The sequence below is a fragment of the Natrinema sp. DC36 genome, assembly GCF_020405225.1.
GTDB lineage: Archaea > Halobacteriota > Halobacteria > Halobacteriales > Natrialbaceae > Natrinema.
Map to the genome: position 1 here is coordinate 3,032,259 of NZ_CP084472.1, position 24,855 is coordinate 3,057,113.

Below are 24,855 nucleotides of genomic sequence, written 5' to 3' on the forward strand. Positions count from 1 at the left end.
GCAACCCGCTACCGCAGTCCCGCAACTCGCTATCGCAGTTTCCGAATCATCACGATCGCGTCCTCGCCGTCGCCGTAATAGTTGGCGACCCGCCGAAGCGGATCGAAGCCGAAACCTCGATACAGCCGTTTCGCTCCGTCGTTCGACCGCCGAACCTCGAGTTTGACCGTCTCCGCACCGTGGGCCGCGAGCACGCCGAGCGATCGGGAGAGCAACGTGGAGGCGACACCTGCCCGACGGTGCTCCGGGTGAACGGCAACATCCTTGACGTGGCCGAGCGCGCGACCGATCTGCTGTGTCACGTCGGCGACGACGTAACCGGCGATCTCACCGTCGATCTCCGCGACGAGAAACCCCGGTTCGCCGAGAAACCGCTCGAAGGCGTTGTACGGCCAGGCCTGTGCGAACGACGCGTTCTCGATACGAACGACTGCGAGTAAATCCGCACGCTCTGCCGGTCTAATCGACACCTCCTCGCGTCTTTCCGGGGCGGGCGTCGTCACACGCGAGGGTAACACACCGAACAGTAAAAGCCGTACGCGTCGCGGCAGAGCCACTCGAGTTCGAGGCGTGATCGACTCCGCCGCGAAAACGGATCGCACACACCCTACTCGTCGTCGCTTGCTTCGCCTTCGTCCTCGTCGAGATCGGTCGTCGATCCCGCGTCTTCGGTGCCCCCATACTGTGTCTGGCACTCGTCGTCTCGGGCGTCGGAGTCGTCGGCCATGCGACTCACTCGGCCGGGATCGCGTCCATCTCGAACTCCTCGGTCAGTCCCTTGAGTTCGTCGAGGGCATCCTGCTCCTCCCGGAGGTTCTCCTCGAGCAGATCGGCCGCGTCGTCCATTCCGAGTTGGTCCGCCAGCGGGATCAGATTGCCGTAGGCGGCGATTTCGTAGTGCTCGGTCTTCTCAGCGGCCGCCATGTTGTGATAATCCATCACCTCCTGCGCGGGATCCATCGACGTGAACTCCTCGTACTCCTCGAGGAGCCCTTCGATGCCCTCGCACTCCTCCTTCTCGGGCGGCTCGCCGAACATATCGAAGACCTCCTCGAGCCGGTCGATCTGGTCTCGGGTCTCCTCGTGGTGCTCCGAGAACGCCTGAGAGATCTCGTCGCGATCGGTGTTCGCCTCGAGTTCCTCGAGCGCGTCGAGCAACTGGTGCTCCGCGTGATAGATGTCTTCGAGACCGTGCTCGAACAGGTCCTGGATAGTGTCCATGCTCATGGTGTGACCACTCTATCGTTCGCTACCCGAGTGAAAAAGACGGGAGCCTGCGACGGCAGGCGCCGATGCGGACCACCTTCGCCGCCAGCACAGCCCCAGCTACTCCGTCGCGTCCTCGACTCGACCCGCGTGTTTCTCGAGGTCCGCGGCCAGCGTACGGGCTTGCTCCGGCGTCAACTCGAGTTCGTCCGTATGCTTTGGCAGGTGCTCCTCGGCGAGATTATCGAGCTCCACCTGGAGGCGAACGCTGTCGGGATCCTCGCGATCAGCGGTCGCGTTCACGACGGCGACCGACTCCCACTCGAAGCTCTCACCCACTGCTTTCCCCTCGACGTAATCCAACGTCGTGTACGCGGTAACCGACATCAATCGATCGGACATATCGGTTCGATCCTCAGTCTCCGAGCACTTATACTGCCGGCCGTCTCGAGCGACGACACCGAGAACGGCACCAAAACGATCACGAGGCACGGTCGTCGACACGCTCCGCGAAACGGGTACCAGACGTGAACGGGCGGACGTTCGGGACCACGTTCCGAATCGTCCGACCGCTGTCCGAGTTTCGAACGCGGATACGAACGGATTCGAGCCACCACTACCCGCGGCAATCATCCCATCCAGCGCCCCATCTATCGGCCGTTTTTGCCCCAACTTCCTCGCAGTAATCCGGTTACTGACTCGAAGCGTACACAGGGAACTCGGTTCAAGAAGCGTGGACAGTCCATCACAACGCCACCGGTCGACGAGAGTAGCGGAGAATTCCACGCGACCGTTTGCATTCCCTCTCGCTCAACAGCTCTCCAACTGTGCTAACACGACCGATCTCGTCACACTCACATCGAAAGAAGCAAACACTAGCACCCGTTCCAACCGAGATCTGTCGAATCGAGACACTCGCCCCGCTCGAGCCGAACGGCCAACTGTGCAGTATTTCAGGCTCGAGTGACGGCCGCTTATCGTTCGTCAGTTCCGTGAGTTTCACACGGATCTAGGTCATCACTATCGGTCCGATGAGACGCGATTCGATACCAGACGGGTATCGAACAGCTGTCGTGAGAACTCTATTCGTCAGAGATAGCGGCAGAAAGATCCCATAAGACAGAGCACGGGTATCGTTTGCAGCCGAAGCGATACTTATACCTACGGGGTTCGAATGACCGCCAATGACTGATACAGCCGAATGCAAACCAGAGCCGATCGAGCAGGAAGCGGAGGAGCGTGATGACGCTCATCTCGACGATATCGAAGAAGGGGCCGGCTGTACGGAGATCTGGGAGCACCTCGCCGAACAGCGAGAGGAATAACTGAGTCTTCCGCCCCGATACCGACCTTTTTGACGGCGGAACTCCTACCGAGGTTCATGACCGACAATCGGCCCGTTGATCGTTCGCACCGACGCGACGAGAGCGATCGATCGATCCCGACGGACCGCGAATCGCCCGTCGGTTCACCGGTTATCCGGGGCGACGAATCGGTCGCCGGAACCCGCGCCCGCGAAGCCGTCCAGTTCGATCCTGACGACCCCGAGAGCCTCGCAGACGCCGCCGAAACCGTCCGCCGGTTCGCCGGCGGTGAGACCAACGACGATCACCTCTACATGCTTCGCGGTGCAGCCGCCTGCGCTGCCCTCGTTCGCGGCGAAGGCTCCTACAAGGCCGCCGCCGAACGCGCTGGCGGCGACGCCACCGTCTCCTTTATCCGCAAGTGGGCCCGCGTCCACGACCTCCCGCGTTCAGTCCGCAAACAGGTCGCACTCGGTCAGATCGCACCGACAGCCGCCAAACACATCGCCCGCGTCGGCGGCGAATCACGGCTCCTCCTCGCGTGGGCCACCCTCGACGGAGACCTCACCGTCCGCGACGTCCGCAGCGTCGCCAGCGCAATCAACAACGGCGCCTCCATCGACCAGGCCCTCAACGAACACGATATTACCCTCGGCCGACTCGAGCTCACCCTCTCACCGACGACATATCGGGATCTCCGGCGGCGTGCATCCATCGAAAACGCCGATCCCGGTCAGCTCGTCACCGAGGCGCTCGAACAGTACTTCGAATAAAGGGTATCGGACCGGAGAGGTCAATATCGAAGCAGTGGAGAAAGAAACGTTTAACCGCTGTTCCCCGAAAAAGGAAACTACAGGGCCGGTAGCTCAGTCTGGCAGAGCGTCTGGCTTTTAACCAGACGGTCGCGTGTTCAAATCGCGCCCGGCCCGCTTTCTGCCGACGAATCACTTCGGGAGTCGTCAGTACCGAAACCGGCGGGATTTGAACGAAGGGGGGTCGCGCGCAGCGGAGTGAGCAGGTTCTCGGACAGGGTTCATATCGCACCCGATCCGCTTTCTATCAACGATCGTTTCTCAGAACTACCAAGATACACTATTAAAATCGAGTATCGCGAGTGATGGCTATGAGGACGAAAAGCAAATCCGAGACATCGTATCCAAGTACTCGAAAGCAGCAGCCACTGCGCTCTGGCAGGGGAAAGAAAAGCCAAGGGCCGGATTTGAACCGGCGGTGGGCGGCTCTGCAGGCCGCTGCGTTCGGCCGGACTCTGCCACCTTGGCGCGTTCTATCGTTGTTACTGCGTTCGTTTAAGCGTAGCGGTACGGCACAAGCCGCTATAAGTCGCTGTAGCGTGCATAACTGCAAAAACCCCACACAGCCAACGCCGGAGCGGTGGCTCTGTGGGGTTGAAGTATGAATATGAGTGGAGGCGGCGAAACGAGTTTCCCAGAGGCTCGCGCACTCCAGTACTCACCGTAACGCTGGCGAGCTTATCTTCCGTGTTCGGGATGGGTACGGGAGGAACCTCGCCGCTGTGGCCGCCCTAACGCCGACCAACGGAATCGAACCGTTGTCCAACGGAAGACTATGTCACGTCTTCCGAGCCTTGGACTTCCGCCCAAGAAACCGTAATCGGTGGTGTGTCTCAAACCGTGTGTATGTGTAGTCCAGTTTACGTCCGGACCCGTTCTCGCGTCACGGATCCAATGCGATGTAATGTATGAATGTGTGGCTTGGCCGGTTAGTGCTCGCGGACTCAACACCTCGTTGCCTTGGTGCGTACATCCCGAGTCTATCGATCTCGTCTTCTACGAGTGGCCTCAGTGGTATCTCTTTTCCAGGTGGGTTTCGAGCTTAGATGCGTTCAGCTCTTACCCCGTGGTGCGTCGCTGCCCAGCACGTGCCCTTTCGGACAGCTGGTACACGAGTGGCACCCATTCGTAGTTCCTCTCGTACTATACGAACGTTCCCGTCAGATACCGTAACACCCCCAATAGATAGCAGCCGACCTGTCTCACGACGGTCTAAACCCAGCTCACGACCTCCTTTAATAGGCGAACAACCTCACCCTTGCCCGCTTCTGCACGGGCAGGATGGAGGGAACCGACATCGAGGTAGCAAGCCACCCGGTCGATATGTGCTCTTGCGGGTGACGACTCTGTTATCCCTAAGGTAGCTTTTCTGTCAGCAATTGGCCGCATCAAGCAGCCTAATTGGTTCGCTAGACCACGCTTTCGCGTCAGCGTCGATCGTTGTGTTCGACACTGTCAGACTTCCGTTTGCTCTTGCGCTCTTCCTCGGGTCTCCGACCCGAGTGAGGAAATCTTGGGGCGCGCCCGATATCTTTTCAGGCGCGTACCGCCCCAGTCAAACTGCCCGGCTACCAGTGTCCTCCGCCAGGAGTGAGAGTCGCAGTCACCATCGGGTAGTATTTCAATGCTGGCTCGGTGGGCCGCTAGCGCGGCTACCTGTGTAACGCCTCCTACCTATGCTGCACAATGGCGACCACGTCTCAGTGACAGCCTGCAGTAAAGCTCTATAGGGTCTTCGCTTCCCCTTGGGGGTCTCCAGACTCCGCACTGGAACGTACAGTTCACCGGGCCCAACGTTGGGACAGTGGCGCTCTCGTTGATCCATTCATGCAAGCCGCTACTAAAGCGGCAAGGTACTACGCTACCTTAAGAGGGTCATAGTTACCCCCGCCGTTAACAGGTCCTTCGTCCCCTTGTACGGGGTGTTCAGATACCTGCACTGGGCAGGATTCAGTGACCGTACGAGTCCTTGCGGATTTGCGGTCACCTATGTTGTTACTAGACAGTCGGAGCGCCCGAGTCACTGCGACCTGCCTCTTCGCGAGGCAGGCATCCCTTATTGCGAACGTACGGGACTAACTTGCCGAATTCCCTAACGTCGGTTGCTCCCGACAGACCTTGGCTTTCGCCGCCATGAGTACCTGTGTCGGATCTCGGTACGGACAGTGTGCTCGCCTTTTCACGGGCTCTAGGTTGGCCTCTCTTGCGCTATCCAGCCATTCGTCCGCTTCGTACCATTACGGTTTCCACGGATTTCGACTGTTAGACTGGGCGAAAGCCCAGCAGAGGCGGCCCCAAAGCGTCGGCTTTGAGTGCACACTGGCATAGGAATATTAACCTATTTCCCTGTTGTCAATTTCGACTTACGGATTGACTTAGGACCGGCTAACCCTCAGCTGATCAGCATTGCTGAGGAACCCTTACTCGTTCGGCCGTCGGGGGTCTAACCCGACTAACGCTGCTACTATGACCAGAATTTTCGTTACTGAACGGTCCACACGATCTCTCGACCGTGCTTCCACCCGAACAGAACGCCAACCTACAAGATTGCGGTATGAACCGCACTGCTAGGTCTCGGTGGTAGACTTGAGCCCCGATCATTTTGGGCGCCTCAAACCTCGGCCGGTAAGCTATTACGCTTTTCTTAGAGGGTAGCTGCTTCTAAGCTCACCTCCCGGCTGTCTAGGGCTTGAGACCACCTTCGATCGCACTTAGTCTACACTTGGGGACCTTAACCCAGCTCTGGGTTGTCTCCCTCACGGTACACAGGCTTACCCCGTGCACCGGACTCCCTGCGTCAAACGGCGTTTGTAGGTTCGGAGTTGGACAGGGGGGCGCACTCCTCTCGGAGTGCGATCCCCCAATCCGTCGCTCTACCCCACAAACTACCTCGGCAGAGGTCATGCTTCGACATGTTTCGGTTGGAACCAGCTGTTTCCGGACTCGATGGGCCTTTCACCCCTAGACGTAAGTCACGAGAGGGTATTGTAGGACACCAACTCTAACAGACTTCCACGTGCCTTTCGGCACGCTTCATCTTGCTCACGCCTAGATCGTCCGGTTTCGGGTCGTGCCCGTTTGACTCCCCGCGCTTGAACACGGTGACCCTGGTGCAAAGCACTGCGGTCATATCGGTTTCCCTACGCCTTCCTCGATAATCGAGTTAGACTCGTCAAACAGGCACACTCTCTGGTTCGTTTTTCAAAACGTACGACGGAACTCCGGCTTCCTCTGTCGCTTACTACAGGTTCGCACCTGATTCATTGAACAGAGGACCTTGTGAGCCCCGTCGCTCTATCGCCAACTGATTTCACGCCCTATTGCACCTCCCTTCGTGGGGTGCTTTTCAGCGTTCGTTCACACTACTTGTTCGCTATCGGTCTTGAGGAGTGTTTAGTCTTCGCGGTCGATGCCCGCGATATTCACGAGGGATATCCAACCCCCGATACTCTGGAGCTGACTCGTTCCTTACTCGTCGACGGTACGGGACTGTCACCCTGTCTCGTGCTCTATTCCAAGAGACTTCGCGTCGAGTGTCGGGAAGTGATCGTCAGTCCGAACACCACATTGCCCGTGAGGGCTTCGGTTTGGACTGTGTCGCGTTTATTCGCCATTACTAACGACATCGCGTTTGCTTTCTTTTCCTGTCGATACTAAGATGTTTCAATTCTCGACGTTCCCCATTGCGCGAAGCAATTGCGGTGGGGATTCCCATTCGGAGATCCTGAGTTCTTCGCCTCCGTGCGGCTCCCTCAGGCTTATCGCAGCTTGGCACGTCCTTCTTCAGCTCTCAAGCCGAGCGATCCACCAGCTGGCACAGTAGCCACGTTCATCGGATCTGAATTGCAACCTGCAGTTGTAATTCAAGAGTGACCCGGGAACGGGTCCAGTGGACGCCTGGACTACACGTACACACGGTCTCATTTGCACGCCGTAGACGCGGCATGCATTAACCCTTCCCAGCCACGTTTACACGGGCTGGTGCATCGGTTGTTGTTCGGATTAAACCGAAATCGTCTGCCCCACTTAAGGGGCACGATTCGGTTGTCCTCCGAGACATGGACCCACAGGGATTCGAACCCTGGGCATCCTCCTTGCAAAGGAGGCACTCTACCACTGAGCTATGGGCCCACGCCCGTCTCATGATCGAGACAGGCACGGAGTTGGATGTGAACCTTGGTAGTTCTAAGGTGCCCGATCGGCCGGTCGCTGGTCGATCGAACGTGGAACCGCAATCGCAATCCGCTAAGGTGGGTCGGGGCGACGCCCCGATCCCGGTCTGTGGAGGTGATCCAGCCGCAGATTCCCCTACGGCTACCTTGTTACGACTTAAGCCCCCTTGCGGAGCCCAGATTCGACCCTGGAATCAGGGCCTCATCCGGACCCCACTCGGGTGCTTTGACGGGCGGTGTGTGCAAGGAGCAGGGACGTATTCACCGCGCTCTTCTGAAGCGCGATTACTACCGAATCCAGCTTCATGAGGGCGAGTTTCAGCCCTCAATCCGAACTACGACCGAGTTTCGGAGATTAGCGCCCCCTCTCGGGGTTGCATCCCACTGTCTCGGCCATTGTAGCCCGCGTGTCGCCCAGCACATTCGGGGCATACTGACCTACCGTTGCCCATTCCTTCCTCCAGTTTGGCACTGGCAGTCCTCCTAATGTACCCAACCACCGCAAGGGTGTTGCTGGCAATTAAGGATGTGGGTCTCGCTCGTTGCCTGACTTAACAGGACGCCTCACGGTACGAGCTGACGGCGGCCATGCACCTCCTCTCAATGGCTCCAGTAAGATCATCAATCTGACCTTCACTGCACATTGTCGATGCTGGTGAGATGTCCGGCGTTGAGTCCAATTAAACCGCAGGCTCCTCCGGTTGTAGTGCTCCCCCGCCAATTCCTTTAAGTTTCATCCTTGCGGACGTACTTCCCAGGCGGTCTGCTTCTCGGCTTCCCTACGGCACAGCACAGGCTCGTAGCCTGTGCCACACCTAGCAGACATCGTTTACAGCTCGGACTACCCGGGTATCTAATCCGGTTCGTGACCCGAGCTTTCGTCCCTCACCGTCGGATCCGTCTTCCAGAGGCGCTTTCGCCACCGGTGGTCCGTCCAGGATTACGGGATTTCACTCCTACCCCGGACGTACCCCTCTGGTCTTCCGGTCCCAAGCCACGCAGTTTCCACCGGACGCCTGCGCGTTAAGCGCGCAGATTTCCCGATAGACTTGCCTGGCCAGCTACGGACGCTTTAGGCCCAATAATAGCGGTCATCACTCGTGCTGCCGGTATTACCGCGGCGGCTGGCACCGGTCTTGCCCAGCACTTATTCCACCACCACCTTACGGTGGTGAAAAGCGAGGACTATATGCCCTCGCACTCGGAGTCCCCTTATCGCACTCGCGTGCAGTGTAAAGGTTTCGCGCCTGCTGCGCCCCGTAGGGCCCGGTATCTTGTCTCAGATACCGTCTCCGGGCTCTTGCTCTCACAACCCGTACCGATTATAGGCACGGTGGGCCGTTACCCCACCGTCTACCTAATCGGCCGCAGCCACATCCTATAGCGCCTGAACGTTTCGCGTTCATGCCACTCCAGGCAGTGAACGGTATCGGCTATTAGCCTCAGTTTCCCGAGGTTATCGCCGTCTATAGGGCAGTTTGGCCACGTGTTACTGAGCTATCTGCTACGAGTCTGAACTCGTGCAACTAGCATGGCTAAATCGGACTCCAATAGCAATGACCTCCGGCAGGATCAACCGGAATGCTATGTATATACTCCCCCGTGAAGGGGAGGGTCTGTTGGCGGTGAATGTTGCAAACACACTCACACTAAATGGTCCACGTTCGATGACGCTGGTCGAACGACCAAGCGGGCGTCACCGAACTACCAAGGCTCACATCAGATCCCATCTGTACGGCGGACCGCAGGGGTAGGATCCTCATTTCCTTCGGACGTATTCATAAGCCGTCTGGGGTACATAACCCCTTCGGACTCCAAATCGTCCGTGACGATGCGGCGTATCCAAACGCCCCGTCGCCACATCTTCGTGTTCACATCCGAATGCCCTCGAACGTATAAGGGCGTCGGATCGCCCCCGCGCCGGAAACCGCATCCGGCGGGGGTGTGTACGATCACAACTGAACGCCCAGACACGTATAAGGGCTCCGGATCATCACGACCGGCAGTTCCGGTCGTGACCATCGTTGCGTGGAGCCCTCGAGTACGCAGTCTCTCGTCGGATCGAACCGACGAGGTGTCCGAGGACGGATGTAACGTCTGCCTCCGTGCCGGGTTGCGGCCGGAGGGAACGCGGCGGCGTGCGCCACGTCGTTCGCAATACAATCGAATGCCGGGTATACATATAAGGCCGTCGGACGAGACCTGTATCGGAACCCGATACCATGGCACGGTTTTCCACTAAAACGTAGTGTCAATGATATTGATAAGTGCGATAGTTGCTCGAGCGAGCCGTATCGATCGCGAGAATGTCACGCGGGCGGAGGTCGGCCGGTCATCCCACCCTTGCAGGTGCGGTCTGGCCGAATGATACCCGCGTGGGTCGCACTCGAGCGCGCACGCGCAAGAAGGCTTCGTGTCGAGAGTTTCCGGGTGCGTCTCGTGAGTTGGTGAGCGAGGGGCAGAGACGCGCATCGATGCCGATAAACCACGTGCGTTGCAAAGGGGAGACGAATGGTCCGGGACCCGTTCGCTTCGGAGTCGACGCCGTCCGCCGAGGAGATCTGCTCTGCGCTGGACGATCCCGACTGCCGTGAGATTATCCGGAAGCTCGAGGAGCCGATGACTGCATCGGAGCTATCGAAGCGGTGTGAGATCCCGCAGTCGACGCTGTACCGGAAACTCGAGTTGTTGACCGAGTCGACGTTACTCGAGGAATCGACCGAGATTCGACAGGACGGTCATCACGCGAGCAAGTACTCGGTCGCGTTCGACGAGATTACGCTCGGGCTTGACGAGGATCGGTCGCTGTCGGTCGATATCGAGCGACCGGCCCGGACGGCGGACGAACGGCTCGCGGAGCTGTGGTCGGAGGTGCGAAAGGAAACATGAATCCGATTCCAACGGGGCCAACCGAGACGATGCTCGCGCTGGCGGTCGTCAAGACGCTCGTTCTCGTGGTCGGGGGTGTCATCACGTACTTCGCGTTCAAGGCGTATCGGCGGACCCGGCAGCGGGCGCTGGGGTATCTCGCGGCCGGGTTCGGGCTCGTCACGCTCGGCCTGGTACTTGCCGGGATGTTGTACGAACTCCTCGAGGTCGACCTGGCGACCGGAATCCTGCTCGAGAGCCTGCTTGTCCTGGCCGGGTTCCTCGTGATCGCGTACTCGCTGTACGTGCAGTAACGGGCGCGAGCGCCGAGCGGTAGAAGACGGACTCGAGGTGAAAGCGACGCGGAACGGACGCTTCGTGTCGTCTCGATACGGAAGAGGAAATAGCAGACTGTTATCGTGGCAACAGAGGATTACCACGCCCTCCCCAGCCGATTCGCTCGATCGCTCCGCTCTCTCGCTCATCCCTCGCACGGAGTCGTCCTGCGGTTCGCCGTCGGCGAACCGCAAGCCAGCGCGCGCCATAGTGGATTACCAAATAGCGCGACGCGGCGGATCATGGTCGTCACGTCGTCGGTACGAATCAAGCCGTCATCGATTCAGGGTGTGAATCGCGTGGCCGAGTGCGTTTTCGGCGGCTTCCATCACCGACTCCGAGAGCGTCGGATGGGCGTGGACCGTCGCGGCGACGTCCTCGAGCGTCGCACCGAGTTCGATCGCGAGGCCGAGTTCGGCGATCAATTCGGAGGCTTCGGGGCCGACGATCGAGGCGCCGAGGACGTAGCCGTCTTCGTCGTCGGCGACGATTTTCACGAAGCCCTCCGAGTCGCCGGTCGTCAGCGCGCGGCCGCTGGCCTGGAACGGGAACTGGCCGGTCACCGTCTCGAAGCCGGCCTCCTCGGCCTCGGATTCGGTCATCCCGACGGTTGCGATTTCGGGATCGGTGAAGACGACTGCGGGAATCGCCTGGTGGTCGAGGGCCGCGGGCTCGCCGGCGATCAACTCGGCGGCGACTTTCCCTTCCGCGCTGCCTTTGTGTGCGAGCATCGGTTCGCCGGCGACGTCGCCGACGGCGAAGATATGGTCGACGTTCGTGCGTGCGCGCGAATCGGTCTCGATGAAGCCGCGGTCGTCGGTTTCGATCCCGGCTTTCTCGAGATCGAGCGTCTCGGAAACGGGGGATCGGCCGACGGCCACGAGGACGTTCTCGACGTCGAGCTCGAGGCGTTCCGCTTCGATCGCCTCGGTGCTCCCACCGTTCGCTGCAGCGCCATCGACCGGCTCGGCGACGACGCGGATGCCGTGACCCGGCTCGTACCACTCGGAGGCGGTGTACCCGAAGTGAAAGTCGATCCCGAGGGCCTCGGCTCGCTGTTTGACCGGTCGTGTGAGGTCGTCGTCGTAGCCCGGCAGGATCGAATCGAGCATCTCGACGACGGTCACGTCGGTGCCGAGTTTGGCGAAGACGCTCGCCAGTTCCATCCCGATATAGCCCCCGCCGACGACGACCATCGAGTCGGGGACGGAATCGAGCGCGAGCGCCTGTCGCGAGTTCAGAACGGGCTCGTCGTCGAACGAGAAGTCGGGAATCGAAATGGGGCGCGAACCGGTCGCCACGATGGCGTTCTCGAACTCGAGGGTCTCCGAGCCCTGTCCCTCGCCGCTGTGGGAGACGCGGACGGTGTTCTCGTCCGCGAACCGGGCGGTGCCCTCGAGCAGGTTGACCTGATTCGCCTTGCAGAGTTTCTCGACGCCGCTCGTGAGTTGATCGACGACGCCGTCCTTCCAGTCCATCATCCCGGCGAGGTCGATTGCGGGATCGGCGTGGATCCCCATCTCCTCGGCGGTGGCGGCCTCGTGGGCGACATCGGTCGCGGTAATCAGCGCTTTCGAGGGGATACAGCCGTAGTTCAGGCAGGTCCCTCCGTAGGCGTCTTTCTCGACGAGCGTGACGTCCAGATCGAGTTGGCCGGCGCGAATCGCAGCCACGTAGCCGGCCGGGCCCGCGCCGATAATCAGTACGTCCGTTCCGGTGGTGACGTCTCCGACGACCATCGGTTACGGTCCTCCGTCGTGCGTGAAATGTGCGCTCATGTTCGGTAGGTTCGTCTTCGATCACTCGAGCAATAGTAGATTGGGGTTCTCGAGGTACTCCATGACGGTGTTCGTGAACCGGGCACCGACGGCTCCGTCGATCAGCCGGTGGTCGAACGACAGCGAGAGCGTCAGCACGGAGCGGGGTTCGATCGACTCATCACCGTTTTCGTCGGTCACCACGCGCGGTTTGCGCTTGATCTCGCCGATCGCGAGGATCCCCGCCTCGGGGTAGTTGATGATCGGCGTGGCGTACTCGCCGCCGATACCGCCGACGTTGGTGATCGTAAACGTCGACCCCTGCAGTTCGCCGGGGCTGATCGTCCGATCGCGAGCCTTCCGGACGAGTTCGTTCAACTCCGACGAGAGTTGGAGCAGCCCCTTCCGATCGACGTCGTCGACCACCGGCACCATCAGCCCGACGTCGGTCGCGGTCGCGATGCCGATGTTGTAGTAGTCGCGGTAGACGACCTCCTCGCTCTCCTCGTCGATGACCGCGTTCATCTCGGGGTGTTCTTTCAGCGCCGCGACGACGGCCTTCGTGATGAACGGCATGTAGGTCAGCCGAATGCCGCGCTCCTCGGCGCGCGGTTTGAGGTCCTCGCGGACCCCCACGAGTTCGGTCACGTCGACCTCGTCGTGGTGGGTGACGTGGGGTGCGCTGTACTTCGACTCGACCATCGCTTCGGCGATCCGCTTGCGGACCCCTTTGAACGGTTCGCGGCGTTCGCGCTCGCCCTCCGCGAAATCGGTTCCCTTCGTCCCGACCGGTTCGCCTGCTTCGACCGCTTCCCTATCTGCTTCTTGGGCCCGACGCTGTGCCTCGGCGTACTCCCGAACCGCGTCCGGCGTGACGAATGCCTCGCCGTTGCGCTCTTCGGTCGCCGGGACAGCATTGAGATCGAGTCCCTCCTCCTCGGCCATTCGGCGGGTCGCCGGTGCTGCCAGCGTCTTATCCCGGTCCGCCGAGTCGACCTGCGTCGGGGCTCCGGACCGCTGGGAACTCGAGGCCCCGGTCGCGCTCTCGGTCGCCGTTTCCTCGGTGGTATCGGTATCTGTGCCCGCTCCGCTCGAGTCGCTCGGTTCGGATTCCGCTCCGCCGGGTGCTGCTTCGGCCGCCTGTGACTGGACCTGTGCCACGCCGTCACCGGACTCGCCTCCAGTCGCGGCCTGCACGTCGGCTGCGGTGATCCGGCCGCCGGGGCCGCTTCCTCGGATGCTCGAGAGGTCGATCCCCTCTTCGCGGGCCATGCGACGGACGCGCGGCGGTGCGAAAACACGGTCGTCAGGCGGTGCGACTTCCTCAGTATCTGCGCCGGTCGAGCCGGGGCTGCCAGCGGCGTCGCCGCTGTCGTTCCGTTGCTCGCTCGGTTCGTCGATTCCCGGCGGTTCGCCCGCCTGCTCTTGCTCCGATTCAGTTGGTTTCTCGCGCGCCTCGCCCTCGCTCGCGGCTTCGCCGTTCGCGCCTTCCGAGGCGCGTGTCGCCTCGCCCTCGACGTCGAACGAAATGATGACCGTCCCGACCGGGACGATTTCGCCCTCCTCGACGTGCAACTCGCGGACGGTGCCGTCGACCGGCGCGGGAACCTCCACGAGGGCCTTGTCAGTCTCGACCTCCGCGACCGGCTGATCTTCGGACACCGCATCGCCCGCCTCGACCAGCCACGAGACCAGTTCGCCCTCCGCGACCCCCTCGCCGACGTCCGGTAGCTCGAATTCCCTGACCATGTTAGAACTCCACAGCGTTTCTGATGCCGTCCTCGATGCGCGCCGGCTCGGGGAGGTAGTAATCCTCGAGCGCGTACAACGGGAACGGCGTGTCGAAGCCCGTGATGCGCTCCACCGGCGCTTCCTGATACAGGAGCGCCTCCTCCTGCAGGGTCGCGGTGATCTCGGCTCCCAGACCGCCCGTCTTGGGTGCCTCGTGGACGACGGCAGCGCGGCCGGTCTTCTCGAACGATTCGACGATGGTCTCCTCGTCCAGCGGGGACACCGTCCGCAGGTCGACCACCTCGGCGTCGATCCCCTCCTCGGTGAGGTTCTCCGCGGCCCCGAGCGTCGGCCGGGTCATCGCGCCCCACGTGTAGACCGAGATGTCGCTCCCTTCGCGGCGGACGGCCGCCTCGCCGATCGGAACCTCGTACGATTCCGCGGGCACCTCCTCGCGGAACGCCCGGTAGATGAGCTTCGGCTCGAGGAAGAGCACCGGATCCGGACTCCGGATCGCGCTGGTCAGCAACCCCTTGGTGTCGTAGGGAGTGGAGGGGATGACGACCTTGAGCCCGGGCTGGTGGACGAACATCGCCTCCGTCGACTCGGAGTGGTGTTCCGGCGCGCGAATCCCGCCACCGTAGGGTGCCCGGATGACCATGGGGCACGTGTATCGCCCGCGCGAGCGCGTCCGAAGGCGCGCCGCGTGTGAGACGATCTGATCGAACGCGGGATAGATGAAGCCCATGAACTGGATCTCGGGCACCGGCCGCATTCCGTAGGCGGCCATCCCGATCGCCGTGCCGACGATCCCCGACTCCGCGAGCGGGGTATCGATTACCCGGTTCTCGCCGAACTCGTCGTAGAGCCCTTCGGTCGCGCGGAAGACGCCGCCGTTCTTGCCGACGTCCTCGCCCATGACGAGGACGTCGTCGTCGCGCTCCATCTCGGTGTGCAAGCCGTCCTGTACCGCCTGTACCAGCGTGAGGTTCTCTACGTCGGATTCTACGGACATGATATCACTCCAGCAGCGCGTCGTCGCCGTGGTCGTCGCGAATCGATTCGAAGTACTCGAGCTGTCGCCGTAACCGTCGGGGCATCCCCTCGTAAACGTGGGCGAAGATCTCCTCGGGATCCGGCCGTTCGACCGACTCGGCCCCGTCGATGGCGTCGGCCACCGTTTCTTCGATCCGCGCTTCGATCGCGTCGACCCGTTCGTCGTCGAGCATGCCGTTCGATCGAAGGTACGTCTCGAGGCGCGGGATGGGATCTTTCTGCTTCCAGCGTTCGACCTCGTCGTCGGTCCGGTAGACGGAGGGGTCATCGGCTGTCGTATGGGCCCCGAATCGGTACTGGACTGCCTCGATCAAGGTGGGGCGTAGTTCGCCCTCGCCGGGGTTTTTCGCCTTCTCGACGGCCTCGCGGGTTACCTTGTACACCGCCAGCGGGTCCATGCCGTCGACCTGGACGCCCTCGAATCCGTAGGCCGTGGCCTTCTGGGCCAGGGTGGCACTCGCCGTCTGGCGCTCGCGCGGCACCGAGATGGCCCACTGGTTGTTGTTACAGAAGAAGACGTTCGGCGTGTCGAAGACGCCGGCGAAGTTCAATCCCTCGTGGAAGTCGCCCTCCGACGTGGCCCCGTCGCCGAAGTAGCAGACGAAGGCCTTCTCCTCGCCCTTGAGCTTCGATGCCCAGGCCGCGCCGGTCGCGTGGGGAATCTGGGTCGCGATGGGGACGGCGACCGAAAAGATGTTGACGTCTTCGGGCATGTAGTTGCCCTGTTCGTGGCCCATCCAGTAGAGCAGCGTTCGCTCGAGGGAGAGTCCCCGAACCAGTCCGACGCCGTGTTCGCGGTAGCTGGGGAAGACCCAGTCCTCGGCGTCTAAGGCGTGGGCGCTGCCGACCTGTGCCCCCTCTTGACCGGACAGCGGCGGATAGGTCCCCATCCGTCCCTGCCGCTGGAGGCTGACGGCCCGTTCGTCGAAGCGACGCACGAGCCGCATCTGCTCGTACATCTCGACGAATTCGTCCTCGGAGAGGTCGGGGACGTCGACGCCCTCGCGAACGCGGCCCGCCTCGTCGAGTACCTGTACTCGCTCGTCGGGATCGCGCTGTAACGTACTCACGGGAAGAGCCACCTGTACATACCCTAGTGAACTATCGCTCAGGGTAAAGGAGTTTCCCAAATAGTTTACTAACGGAGAGATTCTTGCCAACCCGCTCCGAAAGTATCGAACGATAGGGGACGATTCTGGACATGAGTGACCGAAAGTGGTCGTTTTGTGGCGATCATCGAACCAGGGCCCTGGGACGGTAACGAGACTGAGTGAAAACGACGTTCGACCGCCGCCGGTTTATCGATCGCTGCGGCTGAGAAACCGTCTCGGCGTCACCGCTCAGGGCTCGGACCGCTCCGGACTCGAGCGGCGCGCATCGGCTCGCGCCTCTGCGACGCTCCTCCCCTCGCGTAACACGGCGTCGACGAACAGTTCTCCCGCCTTGTACGACGATCGAACCATCGGGCCGCTCGCGCAGTACAGGAACCCTAACTCGTCCTCGGCGACGCGTCGCCACGTTTCGTACTTGTGGGGGTGGTCGTACCGCTGGACCTCGAGGTGGTCTCTCGACGGGCGCAGATACTGTCCGAGCGTGACGATGTCGACGCCGCGCTCGCGCAGGTCGGCCAGCGTCTGATAGACCTCGTGGTCGTACTCGCCGTGGCCGAGCATGATCGAGGTCTTCGCGTAGATATCGGACTCGCGCTCGACCTGCTCGAGGACAGAGAGGCTCTGCTCGTAGCCCGCGCGGCGATCGCGAACGGGGAACTGCAGGCGCTCGACGGTCTCGACGTTGTGCGCGATCACGTCGGGTTCGGCGTCGATGATCTTTCGGACGAGGCGTTCTTCGCCCTGGAAGTCCGGAATGAGAACTTCGACGAGGATGCCGGGATGACGGTCCTTGATTTCGCGGATCGTCTCGGCGAAATGTCCCGCACCCTGATCCGGGAGGTCGTCACGGTCGACGCTCGTGAGGACGACGTAGTCGAGGCCGATCTCGGCGACCGCTTCGGCGACGTTCGCGGGTTCGTCGGGATCGAGCGGCTCCATCCCGCCCGTTTTCACGTCGCAGAAATTGCAGGCTCGGGAGCAGCGGTCGCCCATCAGCATGAAGGTCGCCGTCCCGCCACTGCCGTCGCCGGACCCCGCGGTTCCGTCGGGACCGGCGCGGCCCGACCAGCACTCGCCCAGGTTCGGGCAGTTGGCCTCCTCGCAGACGGTGTGCAGGCCGTGTTCCCGCAGCGTCTCACGGATGCCGGCGAACTCCTGGCCCGACGGCGGACGGCTCTTCAGCCAGTCGGGTTTGCGCGCACGGCTCATATTCGAGTATCGAGCCGCGAAGTGAAAAACCGTGGTGATCTCACGGCCGACGCCGCGACAGCAGGGGCAGAACGTGTCGTCAAAACGTCTGAATTTCAGTTATATCGCCGTTAATCGGTCCGTTCTCCCGATAGCTTTACGGACGGGTACCGAATAGGCGCGGCCGATGGCTTTCGGCTCGACACCAGACTGGTTTCACATCAGCGACGACGAGAGTATCGTCTGGGAGAGCCGCCCCCATCCGGTCACAATGGGGATTCGACTGCCGATCGGGATCGGGGTCGCACTCGTCGGCTTTCTCGTCGCCGGCTGGAGCGGGACCGACGGCATCGGCCCCTTGACGATACTCGGACTCCTCCTGATCATCGTCGGCGCGGTCGTCGCGTCCGTCCGCTATCTCGTCTGGACGAACACCCGCTACGTCATCACCTCCTCCGAGCTCTACAAGAAACGCGGGATCGTCTCGAGGGACGTTACTCAGTTTCGCCTCGAGCGGGTCCAGAACACCAGCCTGCGCCAGTCGGGGATCGGTCGCCTGCTGGGCTACGGCGACCTGACCGTCTACACCGCCGGCTCCGGCGAACCGGAGCTGACCTTCGAACGCGTTCCCAAGCCAGAACGGGCGAGCAGCCAGCTCAGCGACCAGCTCGAGCACGTCGCGACAGATAGAACAGCCGTCTGAGCGACGACTCGGAATCCGGGAAGCGCGTCGTCGACCCTCCTTCTCTGCCAGGGAGACGCTCGAGTGGACGGTGACAGCCTCGGAACGACCGATGAACCAAAGCACATTAGATCGAGTATGTCCTAGGAGGTGCAATGTATTCATATCTGACAATGTCCGAAGAGGGGCCGGTATCGCGGGGCTCGAGTGTTGCAGCGAGTGCGGGACTCGGCGTCTTCGCCGCCGCGCTCGGCTATCTCATCACATACCTGCTGATCGGGAACGAGGTACGCGAGGCCAGCGAGGATATCGCCACCTGGAAGGGGGTCGCTTGGTACTTCTACGAGGCCCACATGGTCGATATCGAGGCCAGCGGACAGGCTGGCCCGTTCAGCGGGACGGATATCCTCAACCTCATCGCCGAGTCGAGTAGTTCGAGCGCCGACCTGTTGTACGTGCTTCCCCCGCTCGCGTTGTTCGGAGTCGGTGCGTTCCTGGCCGTGCGGTGGAACGTTACTGCTCTCGACGAGGCCGTCATCGCCGGTGCACCGGTGACCATCGGGTACGCCGTGATTATGGGCCTCGGTGCGGTCGTCGCCGAAACCAACATCGAAGCGTCCGCGTTCGGGATCGAAGCCACCGGCTCGATCGGGCCGGCACTCCTGCCCGCGATCGTGCTCGGCGGCATACTGTACCCGCTGATATTCGCCACCGCGGGGGCTGCGATCGCCGCTGCCGTCAATACGCGATAGACACCGCGCTGTGAGGGAGACACGAAGTGCCACGAGAGAGGTTCGATGGCGACTGGATTGCGACTCGAAGGAAACGCCTTTGACCCGGCACTCCCCCTTACCGTGTGATGGAGGTCGCCGAGGTTCTCCCCGAATTCGCCGACGCTTTCGCCTTCGAGGAGTTCAACCGGATGCAACGCGAGGCACTGCCCGCACTGCTCGAGTCCGAGGAGAACGTGGTCGCGAGCGCGCCCACGGCCTCGGGGAAGACGGCGCTCGCGGAACTGGCGATCTGTAAAGCGCTCGCCGACGGCGGCACGGCGCTGTTTATCGCTCCGATGCGAGCGCTGACCAACGAGAAGGAAGACGACTGGGACCGGTTCGAGGACCTCGATTACTCGGTGTACGTCGTCACCGGCGAGCGCGACCTGAACCCCCGCCGCGCGCGCCGGGCGGACATCCTCGTGATGACCCCCGAGAAACTCGACTCGGCGACCCGCAAACACGATTCACGACGCTACGATTTCGTCACCGATATCGACGTCTGCGTCATCGACGAGGTGCACCTGCTGGACGCGGATCGGCGGGGCTCCGTGCTCGAGGTGACGATTTCCCGGCTCCGGCGGCTCTGCGAACCCCGAATCGTCGCGCTGTCGGCAACGATGCCGAACATCGACGACGTGGCGGCGTGGCTCGACGCGCCCGAGGAGACGACCTTCGAGTTCGGCGAGGAGTACCGACCCGTCGACCTCAACGCGGGCGTCAAGACCTACACCCACGGCGACAACTCCTTCGCGGACAAGTACCGCCGCCTGTATCGAGCGCTCGACCTCGCGGAACCCCACCTCCGGGAGGACGGCCAGTCGCTCGTCTTCGTCTCCTCCCGGCAAGACACCGTTCAGGCCGCGAAGAAGGCCAGAGACGAGATCGCCGAGCGAGATATTCCGATGGGGGCTCGCGGCGACTACGACTTTCACACCGAATCGAAGGACCTCGAGAACGACACGCTCCGCAAGTCGGCGCTCGACGGGGTGGCCTTCCACCACGCCGGCCTCTCGAAGAACGACCGGGACCTCGTCGAGGAGTGGTTCAAGCAGGGCCACATCGAACTCCTCTTTTCCACCTCGACGCTGGCCTGGGGCGTCAACCTGCCCGCCCGCTGCGTCGTAATTCGGGACACGAAACTGCACGACCCCCTCGAGGGCGAGGTCGACATGAGCCCGCTAGACGTGCTCCAGATGCTCGGTCGCGCCGGGCGGCCGGGGTACGACGACATCGGCTACGGGTGGGTGGTCTGCGATACGGCCGAGGCCGACAAGTACCGCCGGCTGCTCCGCGACGGGAAGGAGATCGAGTCCCGACTGGCCGAGAGCCTGGAGACCCACCTCAACGCCGAGATCGCGATGGGGACCATCACCGATCTCGAGGACGTGATGGACTGGCTCGAGACGACGTTTTACTACGTCCGCGGCCAGTCAAAACCCGACGACTACGACTTCCCCAATCTCCGCCAGCGGGTGCGAGACTGTCTCGAGGGGCTGGTCGATCGGGGTTTCGTCGAGACCGGCGAGGACCTCTCGATCGAGGCGACGGCACGGGGCGTGTTGACCTCGAAGTACTACCTCAGACTCGATACGGCGGCCCGCTTCGCGGCGCTGTGCGATCGCGTCGGGAGCGAGGGGGACGACGAACTCGAGGCGAGCGACATCCTCGCGACGGTCGCGACCGCCGAGGAGTTCGACTCGGTGTCGGCCCGACAGGACGAACGCGACGCGGTCAACGCGGTGCTCGTGGGCGAGGACACGGAGGAACTCGACGCGGGCGAGCGGAAGGTACTCGCGATCCTCCGCGGAGCTGCCAGCGGGTCCACGCCCGCGGAACTCCGCAGCGACGCGTGGGTGATTCGACAAAACGCCACGCGGCTCCTCTCGGCGCTCGGGGCGTTCCTCGATCGCTTCGTCGGGCCCCACGCCGCGAACCTCGCGCGACAGGTCGAGGCCCGCATCGAAAACGGCGTCGCGGAGGACGCCGTCGGGCTGACCGCCATCGACGGCGTCGGCCCGGGTCGCGCGAGCAAACTGGCGAAAGAGGGGCTGTCGACGCCCGGCGACATCATCGATGCGGGCGTCGGAGGGCTCGTCGACGCCGGGCTCTCTGAGGGCGTCGCCGAGCGCGTCTACGAGGGCGCCCAGTCGCTCCCCGCGGTCGAAATCGAGTGGGGGCAGTTCCCCGACAGCGTCGCGACGGGCGAAAACGAGGTCTGCGAGGTTACGGTGCGAAACGTCGGCGAACCGGCCCGCGCCGGTATCCGGGTGATGGTCAATGACGTGGAGATGACGAGTACGAACCTCTACCTGCGTAACGAGGAGACCGTTCCCGTCGGCGTCTTCGGTGCCGACGCCGAGGAACTCGAGTTCACCGTCAGCGTCGCCTTCCCCGAGACGCCGCTGATTCCGATCGAATCGAGTCGGACGGTCGACGTTCGATAGCTGGGTGCGATCGACGGCCGATAGAGAGGTGGTCGACACCGCTACTCCCGCTCGGCCAGTTCGATGCTGTTACTCGCGATCCGCCAGTTCGAGGACGCGCTCTCGCAGTTCAGCGGGCGAATCGACGATCTGATCGGCCGGCGACCGATCGATGTCGCCGTGGGCGGCGATCCGGTACGCGATTACGCACGTCCCGGCTCGAGCGGCCGCCTCGATCCCGTTCGCCGAGTCTTCGACGACGATGCACGCGTCGGCCGGGGCACCGATTTCGTCCGCCGCATATTCGAAGACGTCGGGAGCCGGCTTGCTCGCGGCGTCGATATCGTCGGCGCTGATCACGCGGTCGAACGACCCCTCGAGGTCGAACTCCTCGAGGACCATGCCGATCCAGTCGTGTGGCGACGACGAAACGAGCGCCGTGGGGACGCCGCGGTCGTCCAGTTCGGCGAGGAGGTCGTGCAGACCGTCGAGCGCTTCGGCGCGCTCGGTGTAGATCTCCTCGGCTGCCTCGTTGAACCGCCGGACGAACTCCTCGCGGGAGAGAGCGGTTCCGTACTCCGCCTCGAGATAGTCGTAGATCTCGCGGAAGTTCATCCCGCTCGTCTCGGCGAGGTCGACGTTCTCGTCGGGGACAGCCGCGGGGAAAAGTTCCTCGCGTTCGAAATCGACCCAGTAGTCTTCGCTGTTGACGAGCACCCCGTCCATATCGAAGAGCACAGCAGTCATGTATGCCGGGCTATTCGATCCCCGCGTATAGCCGTTTGGCAGGCAGCAGGGGGCGTGACGGGAGCGGGACGGGAGCGGGACAGAGCCGTTCGAACAGATCGGATCCCGCTCCTCCGAACGCGTTCCTCGGCACCCGATTGACGGATCGGCGGCCGACGCGCTTGAGTGCTACTCGTAGTAATCCAGTCGTTCCACCACGTCGGCGAACGCGACGTTTTCCTGTACCTGGGTGATTTCGATCCGCACCCGCTCTCCCTTGTCCGTCCCGGAAACGATGACGACGAATCCGCGCTCGACGCGCGTGATGCCGTCTCCCTGATCGCCGACGTCCTCGATCTCCACCGTCCGGGTTTCGCCCGCTTCGACGGGCGGTTCCAGCGAGCCGTGTGTTTGGGACGATCGCCGGTCCGCCGTCGCCATCGCGTTTCGCTCCGTCTCCGCTGTGGGCTCCTGTTGTCCCTCGTCGTTCGAATCCGTCGAGGGAGACAACACGGCGACTCGGTACGGCCGTCCCTCCTCTACATCGCCGAGTTGGAGTTCTCGTTTGGGAACCTCGACGACGTACGATTCGTCTCGCTCCTCTACTTGTCCGGAAAACAGACAGAGAAGTTGATCGGATATCTTCATTGGATGTCCTTGTCCCATAGGAACAGTCATGTTCCCTTGAGTCTACTGAATACGTCGACTCGGTGTCCGGTCGCTCGAGCCCGTCCGATGGTCCCGCCTTTTCCCCGCAATCCTGCTCGCAACGAGCGGAACCACGTCCCGTTCCGGAATCGCGTTACGCGGTCGGCACGCTCGAGACGGGAGTGCGTCAGTCGACGACCTCGCCGCGGCGCTCGTGTTCCATCTCCGTTTCGACCGCCGCGGCGATCTCCGCGCCGAACTCGCGCTCGAGGAGCCACAGCGCCAGATCGATCCCCGCGGTCACGCCCCCGGCGGTGAGCACGTCGCCGTCGTCCACGACGCGCGCGTCGACTACCTCCCCAGCGGCGGCCCTGAGGTCCTCGATCGCGACCCGATGAGTGGTCGCGGGCCGGCCCTCGAGCAGGCCCGCTTCGGCCAGCACCATCGCGCCGGTACAGATCGAGGCGACGGTCGCGCCGGCGGTGGCGCGCTCGGCGACCGCCGCGGGCAGGCGCTCGTCCTCGACGGCGGCCCGGACGCCGCTGTCCGCGGTCGTCCACCCGCCGCCGGGGACGAGCAGGAGATCCGGTCGGCCGATCGTTCCGTCCGGCTCGACGCGAAGGCCGTGACTCGCCGTCACGAGATCCGTTTCCGCGAGCGCGACCAGTCGCGTCTCGATCGACGCACCGGCCTGGGTACCGTTCTGCAACACTTCGTAGGGACCGATCGCGTCGAGTTCGTCGAAGCCCTCGAACAGGACGATTTCGGCAGTCAGGTCGACCATACGTGAGCGTCGCTCGCACCGGAGAAACCCGTTTCGTCCGTGCTAGATAGTGACTCGAAAGGGCGGCCCTCGAGTCGTATCGCCGACGCGCCGGCGCATCGGCCCACCGGATTCATCGGGATAGTGTGACCCGCCGATCGTCACCGGCGCGATCCGATTCGGTCCGCGTTGAACGGGCTCAAACGCGCGAAAACGTCCGTCAAACGGCTTCAAACGCTCGAAAATCGGGTCCACGACACACCCCCTTCAAGTCCATCCGGCCACCGAGAGTCGGATGCAAGCCATGAAACGAACAACGCTCATCGCAGCTGCCTGCGCAGTACTGATCGCGACAACCGGCTTCGCCGCTGCAGCGCCCGGAAGTGCACCCGTCTCCGTAGACGGGGGCGCGGATAGCACCGACGAAGCGAACGCAGACGAACGCGAGGATCGAAGCGAGAACGGATCCGCTGCCGGCGGTGCCGCCGACGAACGGAACGGACAGGGGCCCGCCGTCGACCTCCCTGATCAGGTCCCCGATCACGTGTCCGAAATCCACGATCGAATTTCGTCGTTCCTGAGCGGTGACCTCGAGGGATCGCTCGGCGACGCTGTCAGCGCGGTGACGCCGGATGACGACGAAACTGACGACGCCGACGAAAGCGAAGATGCCGACGAAAGCGGCGAGGCTGACGACACCGACGAAGACGACACCGACGACGACGAGTCACAGATAGACGACGACGACGACGATGACGAGCAGAACGATGACGAAGACGAGCAGACCGACGACGGCGAACAGAACGACGATGACGAACAGAACGAGTCGTCCGATAGCGACGAACAGTCTGACGCGTAACTGACTCTCCATGCCCACCCCAGTTTCGCCGATGGCGATCGGTCTCGAGGACCGACTGCTGACGTTCGCCGTGAGCCTGCTGGTCGGCGGTCTGGCCCTCCACGTCGCCGCCCGCGTCGTCGCTGACGCTCGGGACTACGGTCACGCGGTTTTGACCGCACTGTTCGGCGCGCTGGCCTGGGCGCTCCTCGAGCCGATACCGCTACTCGGCGGGCTGCTGGCGATCGTCGCCTGGGTCGCGGTCGTCAAGTGGCGCTACCGACTCGGCTGGATCGGATCCAGCGCGACCGGTATCGCCGCCTGGGCGGCGGCCGTCGTCGTCCTCGCGGCCCTCGAGCTGATGGGTATCGGTTCGGTTTCGGCACTCGGCGTGCCGGGTGCCTGAAACGGGTTCCCGCTGACGCTCCCCTCCCCCGCTGAGCTTCTTTCCACCGAG

At 62.6% G+C, this 24,855-nt stretch carries 20 protein-coding genes, 3 tRNA genes and 3 rRNA genes; 10 read left to right on the forward strand and 16 right to left on the reverse strand.

All coding sequences use genetic code 11. The features are described 5' to 3' along the window. Nucleotides 1–29: 29 nt before the first annotated feature. From rimI to LDH74_RS15695, 3 genes are all read right to left on the reverse strand, one after another. Nucleotides 30–503 carry a ribosomal protein S18-alanine N-acetyltransferase gene (gene rimI, locus LDH74_RS15685; protein ID WP_226039644.1) on the reverse strand — a complete coding sequence of 158 codons (474 nt, stop codon included), beginning with the start codon at nucleotides 501–503 and terminating at the stop codon, nucleotides 30–32. A 229-nt stretch (nucleotides 504–732) separates the two neighbouring features. Next, nucleotides 733–1,227 (reverse strand): ferritin-like domain-containing protein, encoded by a 495-nt coding sequence (locus LDH74_RS15690; RefSeq protein ID WP_226039645.1) that lies wholly within the window; start codon nucleotides 1,225–1,227, stop codon nucleotides 733–735. Nucleotides 1,228–1,326: 99 nt separating this feature from the next. Next, nucleotides 1,327–1,608, reverse strand: coding sequence for a DUF6360 family protein (locus tag LDH74_RS15695; protein ID WP_226039646.1), 282 nt, complete (start codon nucleotides 1,606–1,608; stop codon nucleotides 1,327–1,329). Between the two features lie 782 nt (nucleotides 1,609–2,390). Here LDH74_RS15695 and LDH74_RS15700 point away from each other — a divergent pair. The 3 genes from LDH74_RS15700 (at nucleotide 2,391) to LDH74_RS15710 (ending at nucleotide 3,439) form a co-directional block, all read left to right on the forward strand. After that, entirely contained in the window at nucleotides 2,391–2,531 is a 141-nt protein-coding gene (locus LDH74_RS15700) for a hypothetical protein (protein WP_222920128.1), read from the forward strand. A gap of 56 nt (nucleotides 2,532–2,587) precedes the next feature. Then, the gene (locus tag LDH74_RS15705; protein WP_226039647.1) at nucleotides 2,588–3,283 is read left to right on the forward strand and encodes a hypothetical protein; all 696 of its coding nucleotides are present in this window, start codon (nucleotides 2,588–2,590) and stop codon (nucleotides 3,281–3,283) included. An 82-nt stretch (nucleotides 3,284–3,365) separates the two neighbouring features. After that, nucleotides 3,366–3,439 (forward strand) — tRNA-Lys (locus LDH74_RS15710). Nucleotides 3,440–3,714: 275 nt separating this feature from the next. Here LDH74_RS15710 and LDH74_RS15715 read toward each other — a convergent pair. The 5 genes from LDH74_RS15715 to LDH74_RS15735 all read right to left on the reverse strand — a co-directional run bounded on the left by LDH74_RS15715 (nucleotide 3,715) and on the right by LDH74_RS15735 (nucleotide 9,077). Next, nucleotides 3,715–3,790, reverse strand: a tRNA-Cys gene (locus tag LDH74_RS15715). 144 nt (nucleotides 3,791–3,934) lie between these two features. Next, nucleotides 3,935–4,056, reverse strand: a 5S ribosomal RNA gene (gene rrf / locus LDH74_RS15720). Between the two features lie 177 nt (nucleotides 4,057–4,233). After that, nucleotides 4,234–7,154, reverse strand: a 23S ribosomal RNA gene (locus LDH74_RS15725). A gap of 227 nt (nucleotides 7,155–7,381) precedes the next feature. Further along, nucleotides 7,382–7,453, reverse strand: a tRNA-Ala gene (locus LDH74_RS15730). A gap of 151 nt (nucleotides 7,454–7,604) precedes the next feature. Further along, a 16S ribosomal RNA gene (locus LDH74_RS15735) occupies nucleotides 7,605–9,077 on the reverse strand. The 16S, 23S and 5S rRNA genes sit together here with 2 tRNA genes alongside, the layout of an rRNA operon. Nucleotides 9,078–10,005: 928 nt before the next feature. On the opposite strand from LDH74_RS15735, the gene LDH74_RS15740 reads away from it, so the two are divergent. After that, nucleotides 10,006–10,383, forward strand: coding sequence for a helix-turn-helix domain-containing protein (locus tag LDH74_RS15740; protein WP_226039648.1), 378 nt, complete (start codon nucleotides 10,006–10,008; stop codon nucleotides 10,381–10,383). Beyond that, nucleotides 10,380–10,676 carry a hypothetical protein gene (locus LDH74_RS15745; protein WP_098725235.1) on the forward strand — a complete coding sequence of 99 codons (297 nt, stop codon included), beginning with the start codon at nucleotides 10,380–10,382 and terminating at the stop codon, nucleotides 10,674–10,676. Before LDH74_RS15740 ends, LDH74_RS15745 begins: the two co-directional genes overlap by 4 nt. A 297-nt stretch (nucleotides 10,677–10,973) precedes the next feature. Here the strand turns inward: LDH74_RS15745 and lpdA are convergent, their stop codons facing one another. From lpdA to lipA, 5 genes are all read right to left on the reverse strand, one after another. Continuing rightward, nucleotides 10,974–12,437, reverse strand: a complete 1,464-nt coding sequence (lpdA, locus tag LDH74_RS15750; RefSeq protein WP_226039649.1) for a dihydrolipoyl dehydrogenase — start codon at nucleotides 12,435–12,437, stop codon at nucleotides 10,974–10,976. A gap of 60 nt (nucleotides 12,438–12,497) precedes the next feature. Beyond that, nucleotides 12,498–14,204, reverse strand: coding sequence for a dihydrolipoamide acetyltransferase family protein (locus LDH74_RS15755; RefSeq protein ID WP_226039650.1), 1,707 nt, complete (start codon nucleotides 14,202–14,204; stop codon nucleotides 12,498–12,500). Between the two features lies 1 nt (nucleotide 14,205). After that, complete coding sequence (locus tag LDH74_RS15760) at nucleotides 14,206–15,201, reverse strand: alpha-ketoacid dehydrogenase subunit beta (RefSeq protein WP_226039651.1); 996 nt, start codon at nucleotides 15,199–15,201, stop codon at nucleotides 14,206–14,208. A gap of 4 nt (nucleotides 15,202–15,205) precedes the next feature. Next, nucleotides 15,206–16,312 (reverse strand): pyruvate dehydrogenase (acetyl-transferring) E1 component subunit alpha, encoded by a 1,107-nt coding sequence (gene pdhA / locus LDH74_RS15765; RefSeq protein WP_226039652.1) that lies wholly within the window; start codon nucleotides 16,310–16,312, stop codon nucleotides 15,206–15,208. 270 nt (nucleotides 16,313–16,582) lie between these two features. Beyond that, entirely contained in the window at nucleotides 16,583–17,563 is a 981-nt protein-coding gene (lipA, locus tag LDH74_RS15770; protein WP_226039653.1) for a lipoyl synthase, read from the reverse strand. A gap of 166 nt (nucleotides 17,564–17,729) precedes the next feature. Here lipA and LDH74_RS15775 point away from each other — a divergent pair, with 166 nt between their 5' ends. The 3 genes from LDH74_RS15775 (at nucleotide 17,730) to LDH74_RS15785 (ending at nucleotide 21,444) form a co-directional block, all read left to right on the forward strand. Further along, on the forward strand, nucleotides 17,730–18,245 hold the full coding sequence (locus LDH74_RS15775) for a PH domain-containing protein (protein WP_226039654.1): 516 nt from the start codon (nucleotides 17,730–17,732) through the stop codon (nucleotides 18,243–18,245). A 134-nt stretch (nucleotides 18,246–18,379) separates the two neighbouring features. After that, entirely contained in the window at nucleotides 18,380–18,976 is a 597-nt protein-coding gene (locus LDH74_RS15780) for a hypothetical protein (protein ID WP_226039655.1), read from the forward strand. A 107-nt stretch (nucleotides 18,977–19,083) separates the two neighbouring features. Next, nucleotides 19,084–21,444 (forward strand): DEAD/DEAH box helicase, encoded by a 2,361-nt coding sequence (locus LDH74_RS15785; RefSeq protein ID WP_226039656.1) that lies wholly within the window; start codon nucleotides 19,084–19,086, stop codon nucleotides 21,442–21,444. 69 nt (nucleotides 21,445–21,513) lie between these two features. On the opposite strand, the gene LDH74_RS15790 is transcribed toward LDH74_RS15785, so the two are convergent. The 3 genes from LDH74_RS15790 to LDH74_RS15800 all read right to left on the reverse strand — a co-directional run bounded on the left by LDH74_RS15790 (nucleotide 21,514) and on the right by LDH74_RS15800 (nucleotide 23,581). Beyond that, the gene (locus tag LDH74_RS15790) at nucleotides 21,514–22,170 is read right to left on the reverse strand and encodes an HAD family phosphatase (protein ID WP_226039657.1); all 657 of its coding nucleotides are present in this window, start codon (nucleotides 22,168–22,170) and stop codon (nucleotides 21,514–21,516) included. 168 nt (nucleotides 22,171–22,338) lie between these two features. Beyond that, the gene (locus LDH74_RS15795) at nucleotides 22,339–22,797 is read right to left on the reverse strand and encodes a TRAM domain-containing protein (RefSeq protein WP_226039658.1); all 459 of its coding nucleotides are present in this window, start codon (nucleotides 22,795–22,797) and stop codon (nucleotides 22,339–22,341) included. Between the two features lie 187 nt (nucleotides 22,798–22,984). After that, nucleotides 22,985–23,581 (reverse strand): DJ-1/PfpI family protein, encoded by a 597-nt coding sequence (locus LDH74_RS15800; protein WP_226039659.1) that lies wholly within the window; start codon nucleotides 23,579–23,581, stop codon nucleotides 22,985–22,987. A gap of 283 nt (nucleotides 23,582–23,864) precedes the next feature. On the opposite strand from LDH74_RS15800, the gene LDH74_RS15805 reads away from it, so the two are divergent. Together LDH74_RS15805 and LDH74_RS15810 are read left to right on the forward strand one after the other, a co-directional pair. Beyond that, the gene (locus tag LDH74_RS15805) at nucleotides 23,865–24,419 is read left to right on the forward strand and encodes a hypothetical protein (protein WP_226039660.1); all 555 of its coding nucleotides are present in this window, start codon (nucleotides 23,865–23,867) and stop codon (nucleotides 24,417–24,419) included. A gap of 10 nt (nucleotides 24,420–24,429) precedes the next feature. Further along, nucleotides 24,430–24,804, forward strand: a complete 375-nt coding sequence (locus tag LDH74_RS15810) for a hypothetical protein (RefSeq protein ID WP_226039661.1) — start codon at nucleotides 24,430–24,432, stop codon at nucleotides 24,802–24,804. Nucleotides 24,805–24,855: the final 51 nt, after the last annotated feature.